Consider the following 14,701-nt stretch of genomic DNA (forward strand, 5'->3'; position numbering starts at 1 on the left):
AGAAGGATTATAAAACTCCGAACCGATACTGGCTGTTGTGTCTCCCTCCATTCGCTCTCTCACAGGGAATTTCGCCGCCCTGTTCAGTTCGCTTGTTCTGCTGGGGCCCCTAACGTTCGGATTACTCGTCGGCGCGGGCAGGATTATTATCGGAGCGGCCGGAGTCACGGTTCCGAACGCGCTCGGAATCGTCGGCTTCTGCGTCGCCGTGTTGCTGGCGCTCTGGATGGCGCTCGAAGGGGCGCTGGTCCAGCGGCACGGACTCGCCGCGATTGACCGCGGCGGCCCGGTGCAGCGCAGTGGCCGATACCTATTGGCCGGTGTTACCACTGTCGCTGGATTCGTTGTCTCTGCCGGGGTCCTTGTGCTGGCGCTCCCGTGGGCAGTCGAGACGCGAAACACACCTGCACAGGTACTCGGCGTCCTGCTCGTCGTTGCATTGGCCGCCGCACTGTACCGGACACTCACGGCGGCCAGAGACGGGTATCGGAACACCGGTGAACGTCGGGGGTGAGCCTACCGAGGACGGTCGCCGATACGCTACCTTTGCGACTCACGATCAGTTCGCAGCAACATGATAGCGGGCGGTAGATTTGAACTACGCGAACACCTCGCTGACGCTCGGCGTTCTCTCGTTCAAACTCCCTCGCAAAGAATGTGCTTCTCACGTCGATGTTCGAAGCAAAATATAGCGGGAGGTAGATTTGAACTACCGATCTGCGGGTTATGAGCCCGCCGGAATCTCCTGGCTATCCCATCCCGCTACCTTCTGGTAGTCCGGTCCCCTCATTAAGGGTTGTGATTCGAGTGCCGTCCGTGACTTTGTGACGCGCTACAGGGAGTCGTCCCGGTGGACCTGCCACGTGAAGACGCTCTCGGCGACGTAGTTGACGAACATGGCGATGCCGATGGCGATGGGGCTGGCTGCGATGAACCAGAGGTCCGTGCCCGCGATCACGAGTTCGAACGCGAGGCGCTGGGTCAGGAGCCAGTAGACGGAGAGTTGGACCGCGACGCCACCCGACCGGACGAGGTGGGACTTCGCGAGGCGCTTGGCGAACGACCGGCGGCCGGTGTCGCCCTCGTCCGCGAACGTCCAGTGTTCGTTGACGATGAACATCACCAGAATCGCCGTCTCGATGCCCGCGGCCTTGGCCGCCATGTCGCCGACCCCGAATCCCAGGCCCAATATGGCGAGGACCGTGTTGTCGCTGATCGCGCCGACGACGCCGACGGAGACGAACTGCCCGAACCGAACGCCCGAGACGAGCGACTCGAAGCGGTCGGGCACGTACCGCCGGACCTGCCGTTCGAGGTCGCTCATCGGTCCTTCTCGACGAGCGCCGTCGGTTCGTCGAGGTGTTCGGCGAGGGCCGTGTGGAAGCTATCGTTGCGCAGTTGTTTCGAACGGTGGCGAGCCGTCAGGAGCGCCTGGAACAGGTCGATCGAGGTGCGTATCGGCGACACCGTCGAGCCGGGCTGGTCCTCCCACGCGATGGGGACCTCCTCGATGCGCTGATCCAGCGCCGCGGCGATAGCGATGAGTTCCACGTCCCAGGCGAAGCCGGGCTCGTAGAGGTGGTCGCGGACGCGCTCCCAGGCGGTCGCGTCGATTGCCTTCGCGCCGCACTGGTAGTCGTACAGGCTAGCGTCGAGCAACTGTCCCGCGAGCCACGCGAAGCCGTCGCCGAGGAAGCGCCGGGCGAAGGTCTGGTGGCTGGCGACCTCGGCGTCGGGGTGGCGGCGCGACCCCACGGCGAGGTCCGCGCGACGGGATCGGACCGGGTCTAGCACCTCGTCGAGCGACGCGACGGGCGTCGACCCGTCGGCGTCGGCGAACGCCAGTACGTCGGTGTCGAGGCGCTCGAAGCCGGCGGTGATCGCCGCGCCCTTTCCGCGGCGGTACGGGACCGTCTCCACGTCGACAGAGAGGGAGGCGAGCTTCGCGGGGACTCCGTCGCGCGGCGCGTCGAGCTCGACGACGACGGTTTCCGGGGTGAGAGCGTTCTGGATGTCGGTGATGTAGGTCCCGAGCTGGGAAACGTCGGGACGATAGGCGGGGAGGACGACGCCGACGGAACGCGACATTGGTAGCGTGTCCGACTGGAAGGAGTAAAAACAGTTCGAAGCTACTCACCAGAGCAGTTGATACGCCGGCGGGAGCCGCCCAACGAAAAGACGTATAGGCCAGCGAACCGGTCCCCCTACTGATGGAATACGGGGTCCTCGCCCTCTGGCTCGCGCTCTATCTGCTGTTGCTCTATGCCGGCGGAACCGTCGCGACGGCGCTGTTCCCCCGGTTCGCCGACCGCGGCGTTTCCCTCGGCGTCCCGGTTGCAGTGTCGGTCCTGTGGCTCGTGACCTACTTCGTCGGTCGCCTCTCGCTGACAGTCGGCGTCTGGCTCGGCGTCGCGGTGCTCGCCGCGAGCGCCGTGGCCGCGGGCCGGTCGAACGGCACAGTCGACCCGCGCGCGTACGCCGAGACGGCCGGTGTCTTCGCACTCGCCTTCCTGTTTCTCGTGTGGATCCGAGCGCTAGATCCGGCCATCGTCCCGCTCGGCGGCGAGAAGTTCCTCGACTTCGGCCTCCTGCAGTCGCTGTTGCGCGCCGACAGCCTCCCGCTGGAGGACGTGTGGTTCGCGGGCGAGCCGGTCGCGTATTACTACGGCGGCCACCTCGCGGCCGCGATACTCACCAGAATCACGGGGACGGCCGGACAGTACGCCTACAACCTCGCGCTGGCGGGCTTCTACGCGACGCTCGTGACGGCGGCGTACGGGCTGGCCGGAGCGATCGCGAGCGACCGCGGGCTCCCTCGGCGACTCGCCGCCGGCCTGACCGCCTTCTTCGTCGGATTCGCGAGCAATCTCTCGACGCCAGCCCGGTTCGTCATCTGGCTCCTGCCCGACGGCCTCAGTCAGACTGTCGCGACGCGGGCCGGCTACGAACTGGAGGGGCTGGCGAGCGGACCGGACTCGTTCAGCTACTGGGACGCGAGCCGCGTCATCGACGACACGGCGGCGGACTTCGCGACCTACGAGCCCGGAGCGGCGCTGGTCATCGACGAGTTCCCGCTGTTCGCCTGGCTCAACGGCGACCTCCACGCCCACATGATGAGCACGGGCTTTCTGCTCTTCGCCGCCGCGCTCTGTTTCAGCTACTACCAGACGCCGGCCAGCGAGCGGCGGCGGCGACTCGCGCTGCTGTTCGGCGCGCTCCCGGCCGTCGGCGGCGTCATGGCCGTCACCAACACCTGGTCGTTCCCCTCGATAGGCGGGCTCGCCCTCCTGACGGTGACGGTCGCGCCGGCCGACCCGACGACGCTGCTTCCCGGCGGCATCGGCCGAAAGCTCCGACTCGACAGCGCCGGACAGGAGGGCGTTCGAATCGGGATGGGGCTCGCCGTCGCGGTCGGCGTGCTGGCGCTCGGGCTCCTCTGGTCGCTCCCGTTCTGGCTCGGCCCGGCGAGCGGCCGCGAAATCGCGGTGCTTCCCGACCGAACGTCGCTGCTGGAACTGCTCGCCATCCACGGCGTGTTCGTCGCCCCGTTCTGGCTGTACCTCTACGCCCAGACCGGCCGCGCCGTCGGGCGGGAGTCGGCCCGCGTCGTCGGCCTGCTGGCGGTGGCCGCGGCGGCCCTCACCGCGTCGCTCGACGCTGCCGCGGTCGGCCTCCTCCTGCCGCTCTTGCTCGGCGCCTGGGTGTTCGCGCGCTCGCCCGCGCTCGGGCGAACGGTCGAGAGGGTCCCCGCGATCGCCGACGGCGGCGACCGCCCCGTCGGCTTCGAGGCGGTGCTCCTTCTCGCGGGCGCGGGGCTGGTCCTCCTCGTCGAGTTCGTCTTCGTCAGGGAGAACATCGGCCGGATGAACACCGTCTTCAAGACGTACATGCAGGTCTGGGTGCTCTGGGGCGTCGCCGTCGGGCCGGTGCTGGCGTGGCTGATGACTCGCTGGCGGCCGAGCGGCGAGCGCGCGCGAACGTTGACCCGAACGGGGGCGCGGGCGCTCGTCGTCCTATTGGTCTGCTCGTCGTCGCTGTACGGCGCGTTCGCGCTCTCGAACCACGTCGAGTACGCGGACGACCCCACGCTGGACGGACTGGCCTACCTGGACGAGGAACACCCCGCCGAGGCGGAGGCGATCAGGTGGCTCGACGCGACGGTCGAGGGGCGACCGAACATCGTCACGGCCGCACCCGCCGGATACCACTGGAATCCATCCGATGGCGAGGGCGCGAGCGCGCCGGCGAGCCTGACCGGCCTCCCGACCGTGGCGGGCTGGCACCACGAGGCGCAGTACCGCAACGACACGGTGTACGACCGCCGGGTCGATGACGTGGAGACGATATACACGGGCGAGCCGGCCGCTCAGCGGCGACTCCTCCGCGAGTACGACGTGCGCTACGTCTACGTCGGCCCGGCGGAACGGAAACGCTACGGTGAGATAACCACCGACCGGGCGGACGGCGTCACCATCGCGATGCAAACCGAGGGCGTAACCATCTATCGCGTGCACCCGGAACGGCTCTGAGAAGAGGACGGAGAGAAGCGTGCCGGTCGGCCGACAGTGTGCTGGCGCTCGCTGGCTTACGATTCGGCGTTCGCCGTCCCGCGCTCGCGGAGCACGGTGACGGCCTCGGCGTCGGCGTCGATGGTGTCGAGGTGCATCGGGATGTACTCCTGTGTCTTGAACGTCTCTTCCTCGTCCTCCGAGCCGACGGTACACCACAGCTGGGGCCGGTCGGGGCCGTGCCAGTCGCCCTGGCGGTTGACCGAGAACACCTCGTACTCCTCGCCGTCGTACTCGATGCGGCCGCCCTTGCGGAGCCCCGGGTCGCCGTGGATGATGAGCTTCTTCATACCCGCTCCTTTACCAACTGCGTACTTAGTGACTTCGAAGGCGACTGCGCTGTCGGTGGAATCGACGGCTGCGACTCCCGTGACGAGGTGCCAACGACCTAATGTGACCTTATATCATTCCGAACAGTGTTTAGATGCTTAACATCCTGATAGCCGACCTTTATGTATCGAAATCGCTGACAGTCATGTATGTTGAAACAACAGCAGCGGTCGTGCGAGCGGGCCTCCGTCGTGACCTCTCCGATGGACGAGAGTGGCAAGATGGAACTCCGAGACGTCGAAACCAACGAGAGGTACGAGGTCGTGGACTACGTCGACGAAGAACTGGCGGCGAAACTGGGCGCGCTCTCGGCGGGCGAAGCGGTGAATCTCGAACTGTTCGCGGGGTCCGGCGAGTCCGACGTGTTCGGCGCGGTCCGAATCGAGTCGAGCGGGCCGTCGGCGCGGTTCAAGTAAGGTCACGGGAGAGAAACGGTATTCGGAGGGGCCGAGGTGCGGGCCAATGTCACGCGGTTCGGACGCACGGAGCGGTGAATCCGCCCGGCGGGCGGTCGGTGCGAACCAAACGGGTTTTAAGCGGTCACGTCAAATCGCTCGGTAAGGCCGATATCTATGCAGATGCCACGACGCTTCAATACGTACTGTCCGCACTGCAACGAGCACAACGAACACGAGGTCGAGAAGGTTCGTTCCGGGCGCGAGACCGGAATGAAGTGGATCGACCGCCAGCGAGAGCGCAACTCCGGTATCGGGAACGACGGGAAGTTCTCGAAGGTCCCCGGTGGGGACAAGCCCACCAAGAAGACGGACCTCAAGTACCGCTGCTCGGAGTGTGGGAAGGCCCACCTCCGCGAGGGATGGCGCGCCGGCCGACTGGAGTTCCAGGAGTAAACCGATGGCAGGAAGCTTCCTCACCGTCGAGTGTCCGGACTGCGAGAACGAACAGACCCTCTTCGAGAAGGCCGCGAGCGAGGTCTCGTGTGCCGTCTGCGGCCACACGCTCGCCCGCCCGACGGGCGGCAAGGCCGACATCGAAGGCGAAGTGACCGCCGTCGTCGAGGCACGATAGGATGAAATACAGCGGCTGGCCCGAACCGGGCGAACTCGTCGTCGGCAAGATCGACGAGATCGAGGACTTCGGCGTGTTCGTCGACCTCGAGGAGTACGAGGGCAAGCGCGGCCTCTGTCACATCTCCGAGGTCGCCAGCGGGTGGATCAAGAACGTCCGCGACCACGTCAACGAAGGGCAGACAGTCGTTGCCAAGGTGCTCGACGTCGACGAGAGCGCCCAGCAGATCGACCTCTCGATCAAGGACGTCAACGACCACCAGCGCAAGGAGAAGATCCAGGAGTGGAAAAACGAGCAGAAGGCCGACAACTGGATGGAACTGGCCTTCGGCGAGGACTTGGACGACGAGACCTACGCCGCCATCGCCAACGAGCTGCTCGCGGAGTTCGGCTCCATGTACGACGGCTTCGAATCGGCGGCGATCCACGGCGATGAAGCCCTCGACGACGTGGACCTCTCCGAGGACGAGATCGACGCCATCGTCGAGACGGCCCGAAACAACGTCTCCGTCCCTTACGTTCAGGTCACCGGCTACGTGGACCTGTCCTGCCCCGAGAGCTCCGGGGTCGACGTGATCAAGGAGGCGCTGCAGGCCGCCGAGGGCAACGGCGAGGTCCCCGACGAGATCGACCTGGAAGTGACCTACGTCGGCTCGCCGGAGTACCGCATCCAGGTGCAGGCCCCCGACTACAAGACCGCGGAGGACGCGCTCGAAGAGAGCGCGGACCGCGCGAAAGCCGTCGTCGAAGACCACGGCGGCGCGGGCGGCTTCCACCGCGAGCGCAGCGAAGACGACGAGTAAGCCACCGCGTGACGGCATGAAATCGGATATCCGCGTGTGCGCCGACTGGGAGCGCGAACACGACCGACCGGTGTACACGCTCGCTTCGACCTGCCCGGACTGCGGGGGCGAAGCCGTCAACAGCGCTCCCGCGCCGTTTTCGCCGGAGGACTCCTACGGCGAGTATCGACGTTCTCTTAAGCGCCGCCGCCGCGAATAAGCCGTATGGACGAATTCGACATCGAGACGGTCGCCGACCCGGAGCTTGACGACCCGGTGCTCGTCGAGGGCCTCCCGGGCGTCGGCCACGTCGGGAAGCTCGCCGCCGAGCACCTGCTCGAAGAGCTCGACAGCGAGCTTGTCCGCCGCGTCTACTCGACGCACTTCCCGCCCCAGGTCAGCATCGACGAGGGGCAGGCGTCGCTCGCCTGCGCCGAGTTCCACGCCGTCACGCCCGAGGAGGGACAGGACATGCTCGTCCTCTCGGGCGACCACCAGGCACAGGACAACCAGGGCCACTACGGGCTCACCTCGACGTTCCTCGACGTCGCCGACGACTTCGGCGTCGAGCGGGTGTTCGCGCTCGGCGGCGTCCCGACGGGCGAACTCATCGAGGAGTACGACGTCCTCGGCGCGACCACGACCGAGGACTTCCGCGAGACGCTCGATGACGCCGGCGTCGAGTTCCGCGAGGACGAACCCGCCGGCGGCATCGTCGGCGTCTCGGGACTCCTGCTCGGGCTGGGCAAGCGCCGCGACGTGCCCGCGTGCTGCCTGATGGGCGAGACCTCCGGCTACCTCGTCGACCCCAAGAGCGCCCAGGCCGTCCTCGAAATCCTGCAGGAGGTGGTCGGCTTCGACGTGGACTACGGAACGCTGGAGGAACGCGCCGACGAGATGGAGGAGGTCGTCCGGAAGATCCAGGAGATGGAACAGCAGAACTCCCCCTCGCCGGCGGACGAGGACCTCCGATACATCGGGTGAGCGGGCGGCGAGCGCACCGACGCGAGCGAGAATTTCTTTAGCGACCGGCCCCAACGGCTGAGCGTGCAGACCCAACCGGGCGTACTGCCGGAGTGGCTCGTCCTCGGCTTGCTCCTCGGCGTCGCCGGGAGCCTCGTCGTCGCCGGCCTGTTCGTCGTCGCCGGCCGGCTCTTTCCCGCGGAGCGGCCGAACCGGCAGGCGACGGACGGCGGAGAGATGCGCCGCCGCGACGAGCTCCGCGAGTACCTGACCGCCATCGACGAGCAGTTCGCCGAGAACCACTTCGTCGAGGGCCAGCACGTGGCGTTCTATCTCCCGAAGCGCGACGTGGCGATCACCTTCGACGCGCGGGCCTTCTATCGGATCGAACGCTCCCCGACGGTCCCGGTGCTGGTCGAACACGAGATGCCGGGGGCGGCGCTGGGCGCGCGCCTGCCCTTCGAGACGCCGGAGGTCGACCTCGGCCCGGACCCCGAAGAACAGGTCCACCCGACGGTCCAGGCGTTCGGCGAACTGGGGCTCACCCGGAGCGCCTCGCTCGACGACGTGAAATCGGCCTACCGCGAGCGCGTCAAGGAGGTCCACCCGGACCACGGCGGGACCGAGGCCGAGTTCAAGCGCGTCCGCGAGGCCTACACGACGGCCAAGCAACACGCCGCCGGCGCGGCGAAACAGCGCGCGTCGTGAGGGGCTTCCGGTTTTCAGACTCGGCGTTCAGTCGAGGACGCTACGGGTCGATGTGATGGACCGCCTCGGGGGAGATCAGCCGGCCGGTCGGAACAGCGATCCAACCGTTCGGGAGAATGCGAACCGACCCCTGGTGCAGAATCTGCTCCTGTTCGAAATCGCCGTACACGGTCGCATCCTCGTACTCGATGATCGTGTCGTCCGTGATCTCGTCCGCGATTTCGCCCCATACCGACGTGGTGGAGATAACCATATTCGACAGATCACTCCCGGAGACCATTGTTTTTGCGTCGCCGGGATGCACGCGCACGACGCGTTCTATCGCGGGAGACACGCCAGTCGGGTCGTCGAAACGATAGTAGCCATTGAAAATCAGTGCACACCCGATCGCGCGATGGCAGTGCGATCGGTGTGTAAATCGTTTCAATTGTTACTATAGGGCGTCACGACGAGCTTCCCGACGCTCTCGCGATCCTGCATCGCCGCGAACGCCGCACCGGTCTCTTCGAGAGGGTACGTCTCGTCGATTTCAGGGGTGAAAGCGCCGTCAGCGACGAGCCCGACGAGTCGCTCTAAATCGCCCTGCGTCCCCATCGTGCTCCCGATGACGCGTTTGTGGCCGAGGAACAGGTCGGGAACGTCAATTTCGGACGTGCCACCGGCCGTCCGACCACAGATCGCCATCCGGCCACCGCGTCTGAGGACATCGAGGCCGACCTGCGTGTACGCCCCGCCGAGGTGATTGAGCACGCCGTCGACCGGCCCGAGATCGCTGACCACCGCTCGAATCTCGTCCGGGTCGGTGCTCTCGATTGCGTGGTCCAGACCGAGCGATTCGACGCGGCTCAGTTTCGCCCGCGAGGACGAGGTGCCGACGCTGTGAGCGCCGAGCACGTCCGCGAGTTGCACGGCCGCGACGCCGACGCCGCCGGTGACGCCCGGGACGAACACCAGGTCGCCCGGACCAGCCTCGATCCTGCGGAGCATGTGCAGGGCGGTCACGTAGGCCGTCGGCAGCGCGGCCGCGTCGACCGTATCCAGGCCGTCGGGGAGTCTGACGAGACGATCGGCCTGGACGCGGGCCGCCTCTGCGAGGCCGCCGTGGTACAGCGAGAAGTTCTCACAGCGGTTCTCCGGCCCCTCTCGACAGTAGCGACACGTCCCGCAGGTCTCGTTCGGGCAGAGGACCACGCGGTCCCCGGGTTCGACGGCGGTAACGCCCTCGCCGACGGCGTCGACGGTCCCGGTGACGTCGAGTCCGCTGACGAACGGCAGGTCATCAGCGTCGACCATCGCGGAGTCGCCCTCGAGGATCCAGAGGTCGTGGCGGTTGATCGCGCACGCCTCGACGGTGACGACGGCCTCGCCGCGGCCGGGGTCGGGCCTGGGTTGGTTGGTGATCGAGACGCCGTCCGGGCCAGTGAGATCGCTGAACGCTGCGACGCGCATCGTTCCGGTTTCGCGCCACGATCGGATAAAATACAGCGACGCCTGTAGGAGCCGGAAGCGAGCGATCAGCCACCCGCCTGACGCGATGGCGAGCGCCGCCACGCGACCGACAGCGATTGTCTGGGCGACGATTGCATCGGATCCCCAGTCCGACGCGACCGGCCCCCTCTCAGATGCCCTGGCTCATGAGGTGACTGCGCAGCAGGTCGGCCTCCTTGCTGCCGGCGACGGGGTTCACCAGCACGACGGTGTCGTCGGCCGCGAAGGCGTCGCGCTCGGCCAGCGCGCGAGCGCCGGCGACGGCCGTGCCGCCGGTCGCACCCGTCTCGGGCCCCATCTCGCAGCCGTCGACGGCCCCCTGGAGGATCTCCTTGTCTGGGACGGCGACGCCGTCGCCGCCGGTCCGGTCGAGCGCGGTGAGCGCTGCAGCCCCGGCCGCGGGCTCGGGGACTTCGAGCGGCCCGACGATGGTGTCCGGTCGCTCAACGGTCACCGGCTCGGTCTCGCCCTCGCGCGCCGCGTCCGCGACGGCCGCCGTCGTCTCGGGTTGGGCGGCGTAGAGGCGCGGCGCGGCGTCGGTCAGCCCGCTCGCCTCGGCGGCCGCGAAGCCTCGTTCGAGGCCGACGATCGTCTCGCCGTGTCCGGTCGGGTGGACGACGGCGTCCGGCACGGCCCAGTCGAGTTCGGCGGCGATCTCGAACGCGACGCCCGTCGCGCCCTCGATGCGGAAGGGGTGGCCGGGCGCGACCGACGCCCAGTCGTCGTCGGCCTCGTCGGTGGCGTCGTCGAACGCCGCCACCGCGTCGTCGTAGCGGCCCTCCACGACGCGCATGTCGCCGCCGTGGACGTTCACCATCGCCTTGTTGAGGAACGGACAGCGCGAGGGGACGAACCCCTTCGAGTCGACGCCGGCGCGGGCCGCGTACGCGGCGCTCGCCTGCGCGCCGTTGCCCGTCGAGGGCGTCAGGACGCGCTCGGTCCCGCGCTGGGTCGCGGCCGTGACGGCGAGCGAGAGCTTGCGGTCCGCGAGCGCGCCCGTCGGGTTCCGGCCCTCGTCTTTGACGTAGGCCGCCCCGACGCCGAGTTCGTCGGCCAGGTCGGGGACCGGGACCAGCGGCGTCGCGCCCTCGCCGATGCTCACCGTCTCCGCCCGAGCGAACGGCCGCAACGGCTCGAACCGTCCGGGACCGGGCGCGTCCGGCAGGTCGGCGGGGGTCAGCGCCTGGGTGTCGTAGTCGCCGACGAGGACGCCCCCGCAGTCGGGACAGCGGTCGGCCGTGCCGTCGGTTTCCGCGCCACACGCCGTACAGCTGAGGCCGCGAAACGCCGCAGTCGTCTCCATGCGTTCCCGTGCGAACGGCACGACCAAGTGTGGTCCGATCCTTCTCTGATCGCTTCGATAACATCTCGGAAATAGAACGTGATTATCGGAGAGTGGTGCGCTTCCGGAGAGCCGGCATCCGTCGCGTGGCGATTCGGAGGCGCGTGGGTGGTAGAGCCCGAACGACGGTCGTGTGGTGCGTGGGTCCTGATAGGGAAGCGACGGGTGGCCGTAAACGCTTTATCCCCATCCTATTCGGTAGATTATATTGTTTGATAGTTGCGCGCGAGCGCTTTTAGCCCTGAATAGCAAACCTCAGGGAAGATGGTCGAATCTGCAAGCGGTTCGAGGGGAGACCTGTCTCCGGTGAGCAGGCTGGAGGCGACGATTCAGGAGTTTATCAGATACATTCCTGCCGGGGACACGATTCCGGACGAGACGTGGCGCGGACGGCATCGGAACATCCTCGTTCTGTTGCTCGCGCACGTCCCGTTCCTGTTCCTGCTGGGGACCTACGAGGGATCCGAGTCGCTGATCACGGGCGCGACGCTCCCGTCGATTCCGCTTTCGACCGTCCTGCTCGAACTCGGTGTCATCGTCGCGCTGGCTGGACTGGCGAGCTGGTCGCGGTTCGGCAGGCGGACCCGGACCGCTCTCGCCACGATGGGACTGGTAGCGTCTTCCGCGTTCCTCGTCCACTTCTCGGGCGGCTTCATCGAAGCCCACTTCCACTTCTTCGTCGTGATGACCGTGGTCGCGGTGTACGAGGACTGGGCGCCGTTCCTGCTCGGTATCGTCTTCGTGACGGTGCAACACGGCGTCTTCGGAATGATCGATCCCAGCCGGGTGTACAACCACTCGGCCGCGATCAACAACCCCTGGGCGTGGGGGGTCATCCACGGCGCGTTCGTGCTGGCGCTCGCGTCGGCGCTGATGGCTCACTGGTACTCGACCGAGCGGTCCCGCGAGGAGGCCCAGGAGCAGCTCCAGCAGGCCCGTGAGAAGACCGCCCAGATCGAGGACTTGGAGCAGAAGCAGGCCGAGATCGAACAGGCCAGGGCCGAGGCCGAGGAGATGAAGGCCGAGGCGGAGGCGAAGAAGCGAGAGGTCGAGCAGCTGAACCAGGACCTCGAAGCCACGGCCAACGCCTACAGCCAGACGATGGCACAGGCGGCGGCCGGCGACCTCGCCGTGCGGGTCGATCCCGAGACCGACAGCGACGCGATGGCCCAGATCGCCGAGGCGTTCAACGAGATGATGGACGAGACGGAGACGGCGATGCAGGAGATTCAGACGTTCGCAAGCGAGGTGACGACCGCGAGCGAGGAGGCAAGCGAGGGTTCCAGAGAGGCGAAGCAGGCCAGCGAGACCGTGAGCGACGCGATCCAGCAGATCGCGGACGGGGCCACGGAGCAGCGCGAGACGCTCCAGACCGTCTCCGGCGAGATGACCGAGCTGTCGGCCACGGTCGAGGAAGTGGCCGCGTCCGCCGAGACGGTCGCCGAGACCTCTCACGAGACGGCGGCCATCGCGGAGGACGGCGAGACGACGGCCGAGGAGGCCATCGAGGGTGCGAAAGCCGTCCAGAAGACGATCGAATCGACCATCGAGAACGTCGAGACGCTGGACGAGCAGATGGGCGAGATCGGCGATATCATCGGTCTCATCGGCGATATCGCCGAACAGACGAACATGCTCGCGCTCAACGCGAACATCGAGGCGGCGCGGGCCAGCGGCGACGGCACGGCCGGCGGCGACGGCTTCGCCGTGGTGGCGGACGAGGTCAAGCAACTGGCCGAGGAGACCCAGGAGTCGGCGTCCGAGATCGAACAGCTCATCGAGGAGACGCAGGACCAGACCGAGACGACCGTGGCGGAAGCGCGGGCGGCCGGGAAACAGGTCGACGAGAGCGTGACGGCGGTGCAGGACATCGTCGACGTGTTCTCGCAGGTGGCGGCGAACGCAGAGGAGACCGACAGGGGCATCCAGGAGATCAGCGACACGACCGACGATCAGGCCGCGAGCACCGAGGAGGCGGTGTCGATGGTCGACGAGGTAGCCGACATCAGCCGCGAGACGGCCGACGAGGCGGAGCGCGCGTCGGCGACCGCTCAGGAGCAGTCCGCGGCCATCGCGCAGGTGGACGCCAACGTGAAGTCGCTGAACGAGCGCACCGAGGAGCTTCAGACGCTACTATCCGAGTTCTCTGTCGGCGACGCGCGGTCGGCGTAGGCACGCCCGCGGTCCAGCACGCTCTTGTCCGCAGCAGCCGAACGACGAGCCATGACAGTTGTCGTCGTCGGCGGCGGGCTCGCCGGACTGGTCGCCGCTCGTCACCTGGCCGAGTCCGGACGCGACGTGACCGTGTTCGAGGAGCGTGAGGAGGTCGGCGGGCGCGTCCGGACCGCCAAAGCGGACGGCTACACCTTCGACCGCGGCTTCCAGGTCATGTTCAGCGCCTACCCCGCAGCGAAGCGGGAACTGGACATCGAGGCGCTGGCCCCGCGGGCCTTCACGCCGGGGGCGACCATCGCCGCGCCGAACCACCGCTCGGTGCTCTCGGACCCGCTCCGGAACCCGACGGCCGCTCCCCAGACGCTGTTCAACACGGACGTGCGGACGGCGGACAAGCTCCGGCTGTTTCGCCTCCAGCGCGAACTGGCGGATGTCGAGCCGGCCGAACTGCTCGCCCGCGGTGGCTCGACTATCGCCGAGTATCTCGCCGACTACGGCTTCTCCCGGCGGTTCGTCGAGCGCTTCGCCGCGCCGTTCTACGGCGGCATCACGCTCGACCGCTCGCTCGAGACGGACAGCGCCGTCTTCGAGTACACCTACAAGATGCTCAGCGAGGGCGAGATCTTCGTCCCGGCCGGCGGGATGCAGGCGATCCCGAGACAGCTCGCCGACCGAGCGCGGGCGGCCGGCGCGACCATCGAGACGGACGCGGCGGTCACCGACCTGCAGGCCGACGACGGCGAGGTAACCGTCGAGACGGGGAGCGAAACCGTCACCGCCGAGAGCGCCGTCGTCGCCACGGACCCGCGAACCGCGGCGGACCTGACCGGCGTGGAGACGATTCCGACCGAGGCCCTGGGCTGTGTCACGCAGTACTTCTCGCTGCCGAGCAGCCGCGCCCCGGACACGGGCAAGCGAATCGCCCTCAACGCGGCCGACGACCGGCCCAACACCGTCGCACCGCTGTCGGCCGTCGCGAGCGAGTACGCGCCCGAGGACATGGCGCTGTACGGCGCGACGTTCCTCGGGACGCCCGAGGAGAGCGACGCGGAACTGGCCGAGGAGGTCAGGGCGGCCCTGCGGTCGTGGTATCCGAAGGCGAGCTTCGACGCGCTCGAACTGCGTCGAACCGACCGCGTCCCGTTCGCGCAGTTCGCCCAGCCGCCGGGCTTTCGCCGGTCGCTCCCCGACCCGACCGCGCCCGAGGGGAACGTCGTCCTGGCCGGCGACTACACCCGCTGGTCCTCGATTCAGGGGGCGCTGGAGAGCGGCAACGTGGCCGCCGACCTGGTACGCTGACGACGAGTGGAGAGAAAG

General features: G+C 67.6%; 17 protein-coding genes and 1 tRNA gene. 11 read left to right on the forward strand and 7 right to left on the reverse strand.

Annotated elements, in window-relative coordinates:
- The first annotated feature begins 37 nt into the window (after positions 1–37).
- Entirely contained in the window at positions 38–514 is a 477-nt protein-coding gene (locus GM656_RS01000) for a hypothetical protein (protein ID WP_162411783.1), read from the forward strand.
- Between the two features lie 175 nt (positions 515–689).
- Here the strand turns inward: GM656_RS01000 and GM656_RS01005 are convergent.
- From GM656_RS01005 to GM656_RS01015, 3 genes are all read right to left on the reverse strand, one after another.
- Positions 690–764, reverse strand: a tRNA-Met gene (locus GM656_RS01005).
- A 68-nt stretch (positions 765–832) separates the two neighbouring features.
- Entirely contained in the window at positions 833–1,324 is a 492-nt protein-coding gene (locus GM656_RS01010; RefSeq protein WP_162411784.1) for a GtrA family protein, read from the reverse strand.
- Positions 1,321–2,088 (reverse strand): glycosyltransferase, encoded by a 768-nt coding sequence (locus GM656_RS01015; RefSeq protein ID WP_162411785.1) that lies wholly within the window; start codon positions 2,086–2,088, stop codon positions 1,321–1,323. The genes GM656_RS01010 and GM656_RS01015 overlap by 4 nt, the downstream gene beginning before the upstream one ends.
- 122 nt (positions 2,089–2,210) lie before the next feature.
- On the opposite strand from GM656_RS01015, the gene GM656_RS01020 reads away from it, so the two are divergent.
- Positions 2,211–4,529, forward strand: coding sequence for a DUF2298 domain-containing protein (locus tag GM656_RS01020; RefSeq protein WP_162411786.1), 2,319 nt, complete (start codon positions 2,211–2,213; stop codon positions 4,527–4,529).
- A gap of 56 nt (positions 4,530–4,585) precedes the next feature.
- Here the strand turns inward: GM656_RS01020 and GM656_RS01025 are convergent, their stop codons facing one another.
- Positions 4,586–4,858 (reverse strand): HAH_0734 family protein, encoded by a 273-nt coding sequence (locus tag GM656_RS01025; RefSeq protein ID WP_162411787.1) that lies wholly within the window; start codon positions 4,856–4,858, stop codon positions 4,586–4,588.
- A gap of 189 nt (positions 4,859–5,047) precedes the next feature.
- On the opposite strand from GM656_RS01025, the gene GM656_RS01030 reads away from it, so the two are divergent.
- From GM656_RS01030 to GM656_RS01060, 7 genes are all read left to right on the forward strand, one after another.
- The gene (locus GM656_RS01030; RefSeq protein ID WP_162411788.1) at positions 5,048–5,314 is read left to right on the forward strand and encodes a hypothetical protein; all 267 of its coding nucleotides are present in this window, start codon (positions 5,048–5,050) and stop codon (positions 5,312–5,314) included.
- 156 nt (positions 5,315–5,470) lie between these two features.
- Entirely contained in the window at positions 5,471–5,749 is a 279-nt protein-coding gene (locus GM656_RS01035) for a 50S ribosomal protein L44e (RefSeq protein WP_162411789.1), read from the forward strand.
- Positions 5,750–5,753: 4 nt separating this feature from the next.
- Positions 5,754–5,927: a 30S ribosomal protein S27e gene (locus GM656_RS01040; RefSeq protein ID WP_162411790.1), complete on the forward strand. Its 174-nt coding sequence runs from the start codon at positions 5,754–5,756 to the stop codon at positions 5,925–5,927.
- A gap of 1 nt (position 5,928) precedes the next feature.
- Positions 5,929–6,729: a translation initiation factor IF-2 subunit alpha gene (locus GM656_RS01045; RefSeq protein ID WP_162411791.1), complete on the forward strand. Its 801-nt coding sequence runs from the start codon at positions 5,929–5,931 to the stop codon at positions 6,727–6,729.
- Positions 6,730–6,745: 16 nt separating this feature from the next.
- Positions 6,746–6,928 carry an RNA-protein complex protein Nop10 gene (locus GM656_RS01050; RefSeq protein WP_162411792.1) on the forward strand — a complete coding sequence of 61 codons (183 nt, stop codon included), beginning with the start codon at positions 6,746–6,748 and terminating at the stop codon, positions 6,926–6,928.
- 5 nt (positions 6,929–6,933) lie between these two features.
- Positions 6,934–7,692: a proteasome assembly chaperone family protein gene (locus tag GM656_RS01055; RefSeq protein WP_162411793.1), complete on the forward strand. Its 759-nt coding sequence runs from the start codon at positions 6,934–6,936 to the stop codon at positions 7,690–7,692.
- A 63-nt stretch (positions 7,693–7,755) separates the two neighbouring features.
- Positions 7,756–8,379 (forward strand): J domain-containing protein, encoded by a 624-nt coding sequence (locus GM656_RS01060; RefSeq protein ID WP_162411794.1) that lies wholly within the window; start codon positions 7,756–7,758, stop codon positions 8,377–8,379.
- A 40-nt stretch (positions 8,380–8,419) separates the two neighbouring features.
- Here GM656_RS01060 and GM656_RS01065 read toward each other — a convergent pair whose 3' ends face one another.
- The 3 genes from GM656_RS01065 to GM656_RS01075 all read right to left on the reverse strand — a co-directional run bounded on the left by GM656_RS01065 (position 8,420) and on the right by GM656_RS01075 (position 11,170).
- On the reverse strand, positions 8,420–8,632 hold the full coding sequence (locus GM656_RS01065) for a hypothetical protein (RefSeq protein ID WP_162411795.1): 213 nt from the start codon (positions 8,630–8,632) through the stop codon (positions 8,420–8,422).
- A 170-nt stretch (positions 8,633–8,802) separates the two neighbouring features.
- Positions 8,803–9,828, reverse strand: coding sequence for an alcohol dehydrogenase catalytic domain-containing protein (locus GM656_RS01070; RefSeq protein ID WP_162411796.1), 1,026 nt, complete (start codon positions 9,826–9,828; stop codon positions 8,803–8,805).
- A 169-nt stretch (positions 9,829–9,997) separates the two neighbouring features.
- Positions 9,998–11,170, reverse strand: coding sequence for a threonine synthase (locus GM656_RS01075; RefSeq protein WP_162411797.1), 1,173 nt, complete (start codon positions 11,168–11,170; stop codon positions 9,998–10,000).
- A 303-nt stretch (positions 11,171–11,473) separates the two neighbouring features.
- On the opposite strand from GM656_RS01075, the gene GM656_RS01080 reads away from it, so the two are divergent.
- Both GM656_RS01080 and GM656_RS01085 read left to right on the forward strand, forming a co-directional pair.
- Positions 11,474–13,381, forward strand: coding sequence for a methyl-accepting chemotaxis protein (locus tag GM656_RS01080; RefSeq protein ID WP_162411798.1), 1,908 nt, complete (start codon positions 11,474–11,476; stop codon positions 13,379–13,381).
- A gap of 51 nt (positions 13,382–13,432) precedes the next feature.
- Entirely contained in the window at positions 13,433–14,683 is a 1,251-nt protein-coding gene (locus GM656_RS01085) for an NAD(P)/FAD-dependent oxidoreductase (protein ID WP_162411799.1), read from the forward strand.
- The last annotated feature ends 18 nt before the right edge of the window (positions 14,684–14,701 follow it).

It is taken from the genome of Haloarcula salina (assembly GCF_010119195.1).
Classification (GTDB): domain Archaea; phylum Halobacteriota; class Halobacteria; order Halobacteriales; family Haloarculaceae; genus Haloarcula; species Haloarcula salina.

What these genes read in the sequence shown, in the direction of transcription:
- GM656_RS01010 (WP_162411784.1), bottom strand. Translation starts at nt 1,324, where the DNA reads ATGAGCGACCTCGAACGGCAGGTCCGGCGGTACGTGCCCGACCGCTTC.
- GM656_RS01015 (WP_162411785.1), bottom strand. Translation starts at nt 2,088, where the DNA reads ATGTCGCGTTCCGTCGGCGTCGTCCTCCCCGCCTATCGTCCCGACGTT.
- GM656_RS01020 (WP_162411786.1), top strand. Translation starts at nt 2,211, where the DNA reads ATGGAATACGGGGTCCTCGCCCTCTGGCTCGCGCTCTATCTGCTGTTG.
- GM656_RS01025 (WP_162411787.1), bottom strand. Translation starts at nt 4,858, where the DNA reads ATGAAGAAGCTCATCATCCACGGCGACCCGGGGCTCCGCAAGGGCGGC.
- GM656_RS01030 (WP_162411788.1), top strand. Translation starts at nt 5,048, where the DNA reads ATGTTGAAACAACAGCAGCGGTCGTGCGAGCGGGCCTCCGTCGTGACC.
- GM656_RS01035 (WP_162411789.1), top strand. Translation starts at nt 5,471, where the DNA reads ATGCAGATGCCACGACGCTTCAATACGTACTGTCCGCACTGCAACGAG.
- GM656_RS01040 (WP_162411790.1), top strand. Translation starts at nt 5,754, where the DNA reads ATGGCAGGAAGCTTCCTCACCGTCGAGTGTCCGGACTGCGAGAACGAA.
- GM656_RS01045 (WP_162411791.1), top strand. Translation starts at nt 5,929, where the DNA reads ATGAAATACAGCGGCTGGCCCGAACCGGGCGAACTCGTCGTCGGCAAG.
- GM656_RS01050 (WP_162411792.1), top strand. Translation starts at nt 6,746, where the DNA reads ATGAAATCGGATATCCGCGTGTGCGCCGACTGGGAGCGCGAACACGAC.
- GM656_RS01055 (WP_162411793.1), top strand. Translation starts at nt 6,934, where the DNA reads ATGGACGAATTCGACATCGAGACGGTCGCCGACCCGGAGCTTGACGAC.
- GM656_RS01065 (WP_162411795.1), bottom strand. Translation starts at nt 8,632, where the DNA reads ATGGTTATCTCCACCACGTCGGTATGGGGCGAAATCGCGGACGAGATC.
- GM656_RS01070 (WP_162411796.1), bottom strand. Translation starts at nt 9,828, where the DNA reads ATGCGCGTCGCAGCGTTCAGCGATCTCACTGGCCCGGACGGCGTCTCG.
- GM656_RS01075 (WP_162411797.1), bottom strand. Translation starts at nt 11,170, where the DNA reads ATGGAGACGACTGCGGCGTTTCGCGGCCTCAGCTGTACGGCGTGTGGC.
- GM656_RS01080 (WP_162411798.1), top strand. Translation starts at nt 11,474, where the DNA reads ATGGTCGAATCTGCAAGCGGTTCGAGGGGAGACCTGTCTCCGGTGAGC.
- GM656_RS01085 (WP_162411799.1), top strand. Translation starts at nt 13,433, where the DNA reads ATGACAGTTGTCGTCGTCGGCGGCGGGCTCGCCGGACTGGTCGCCGCT.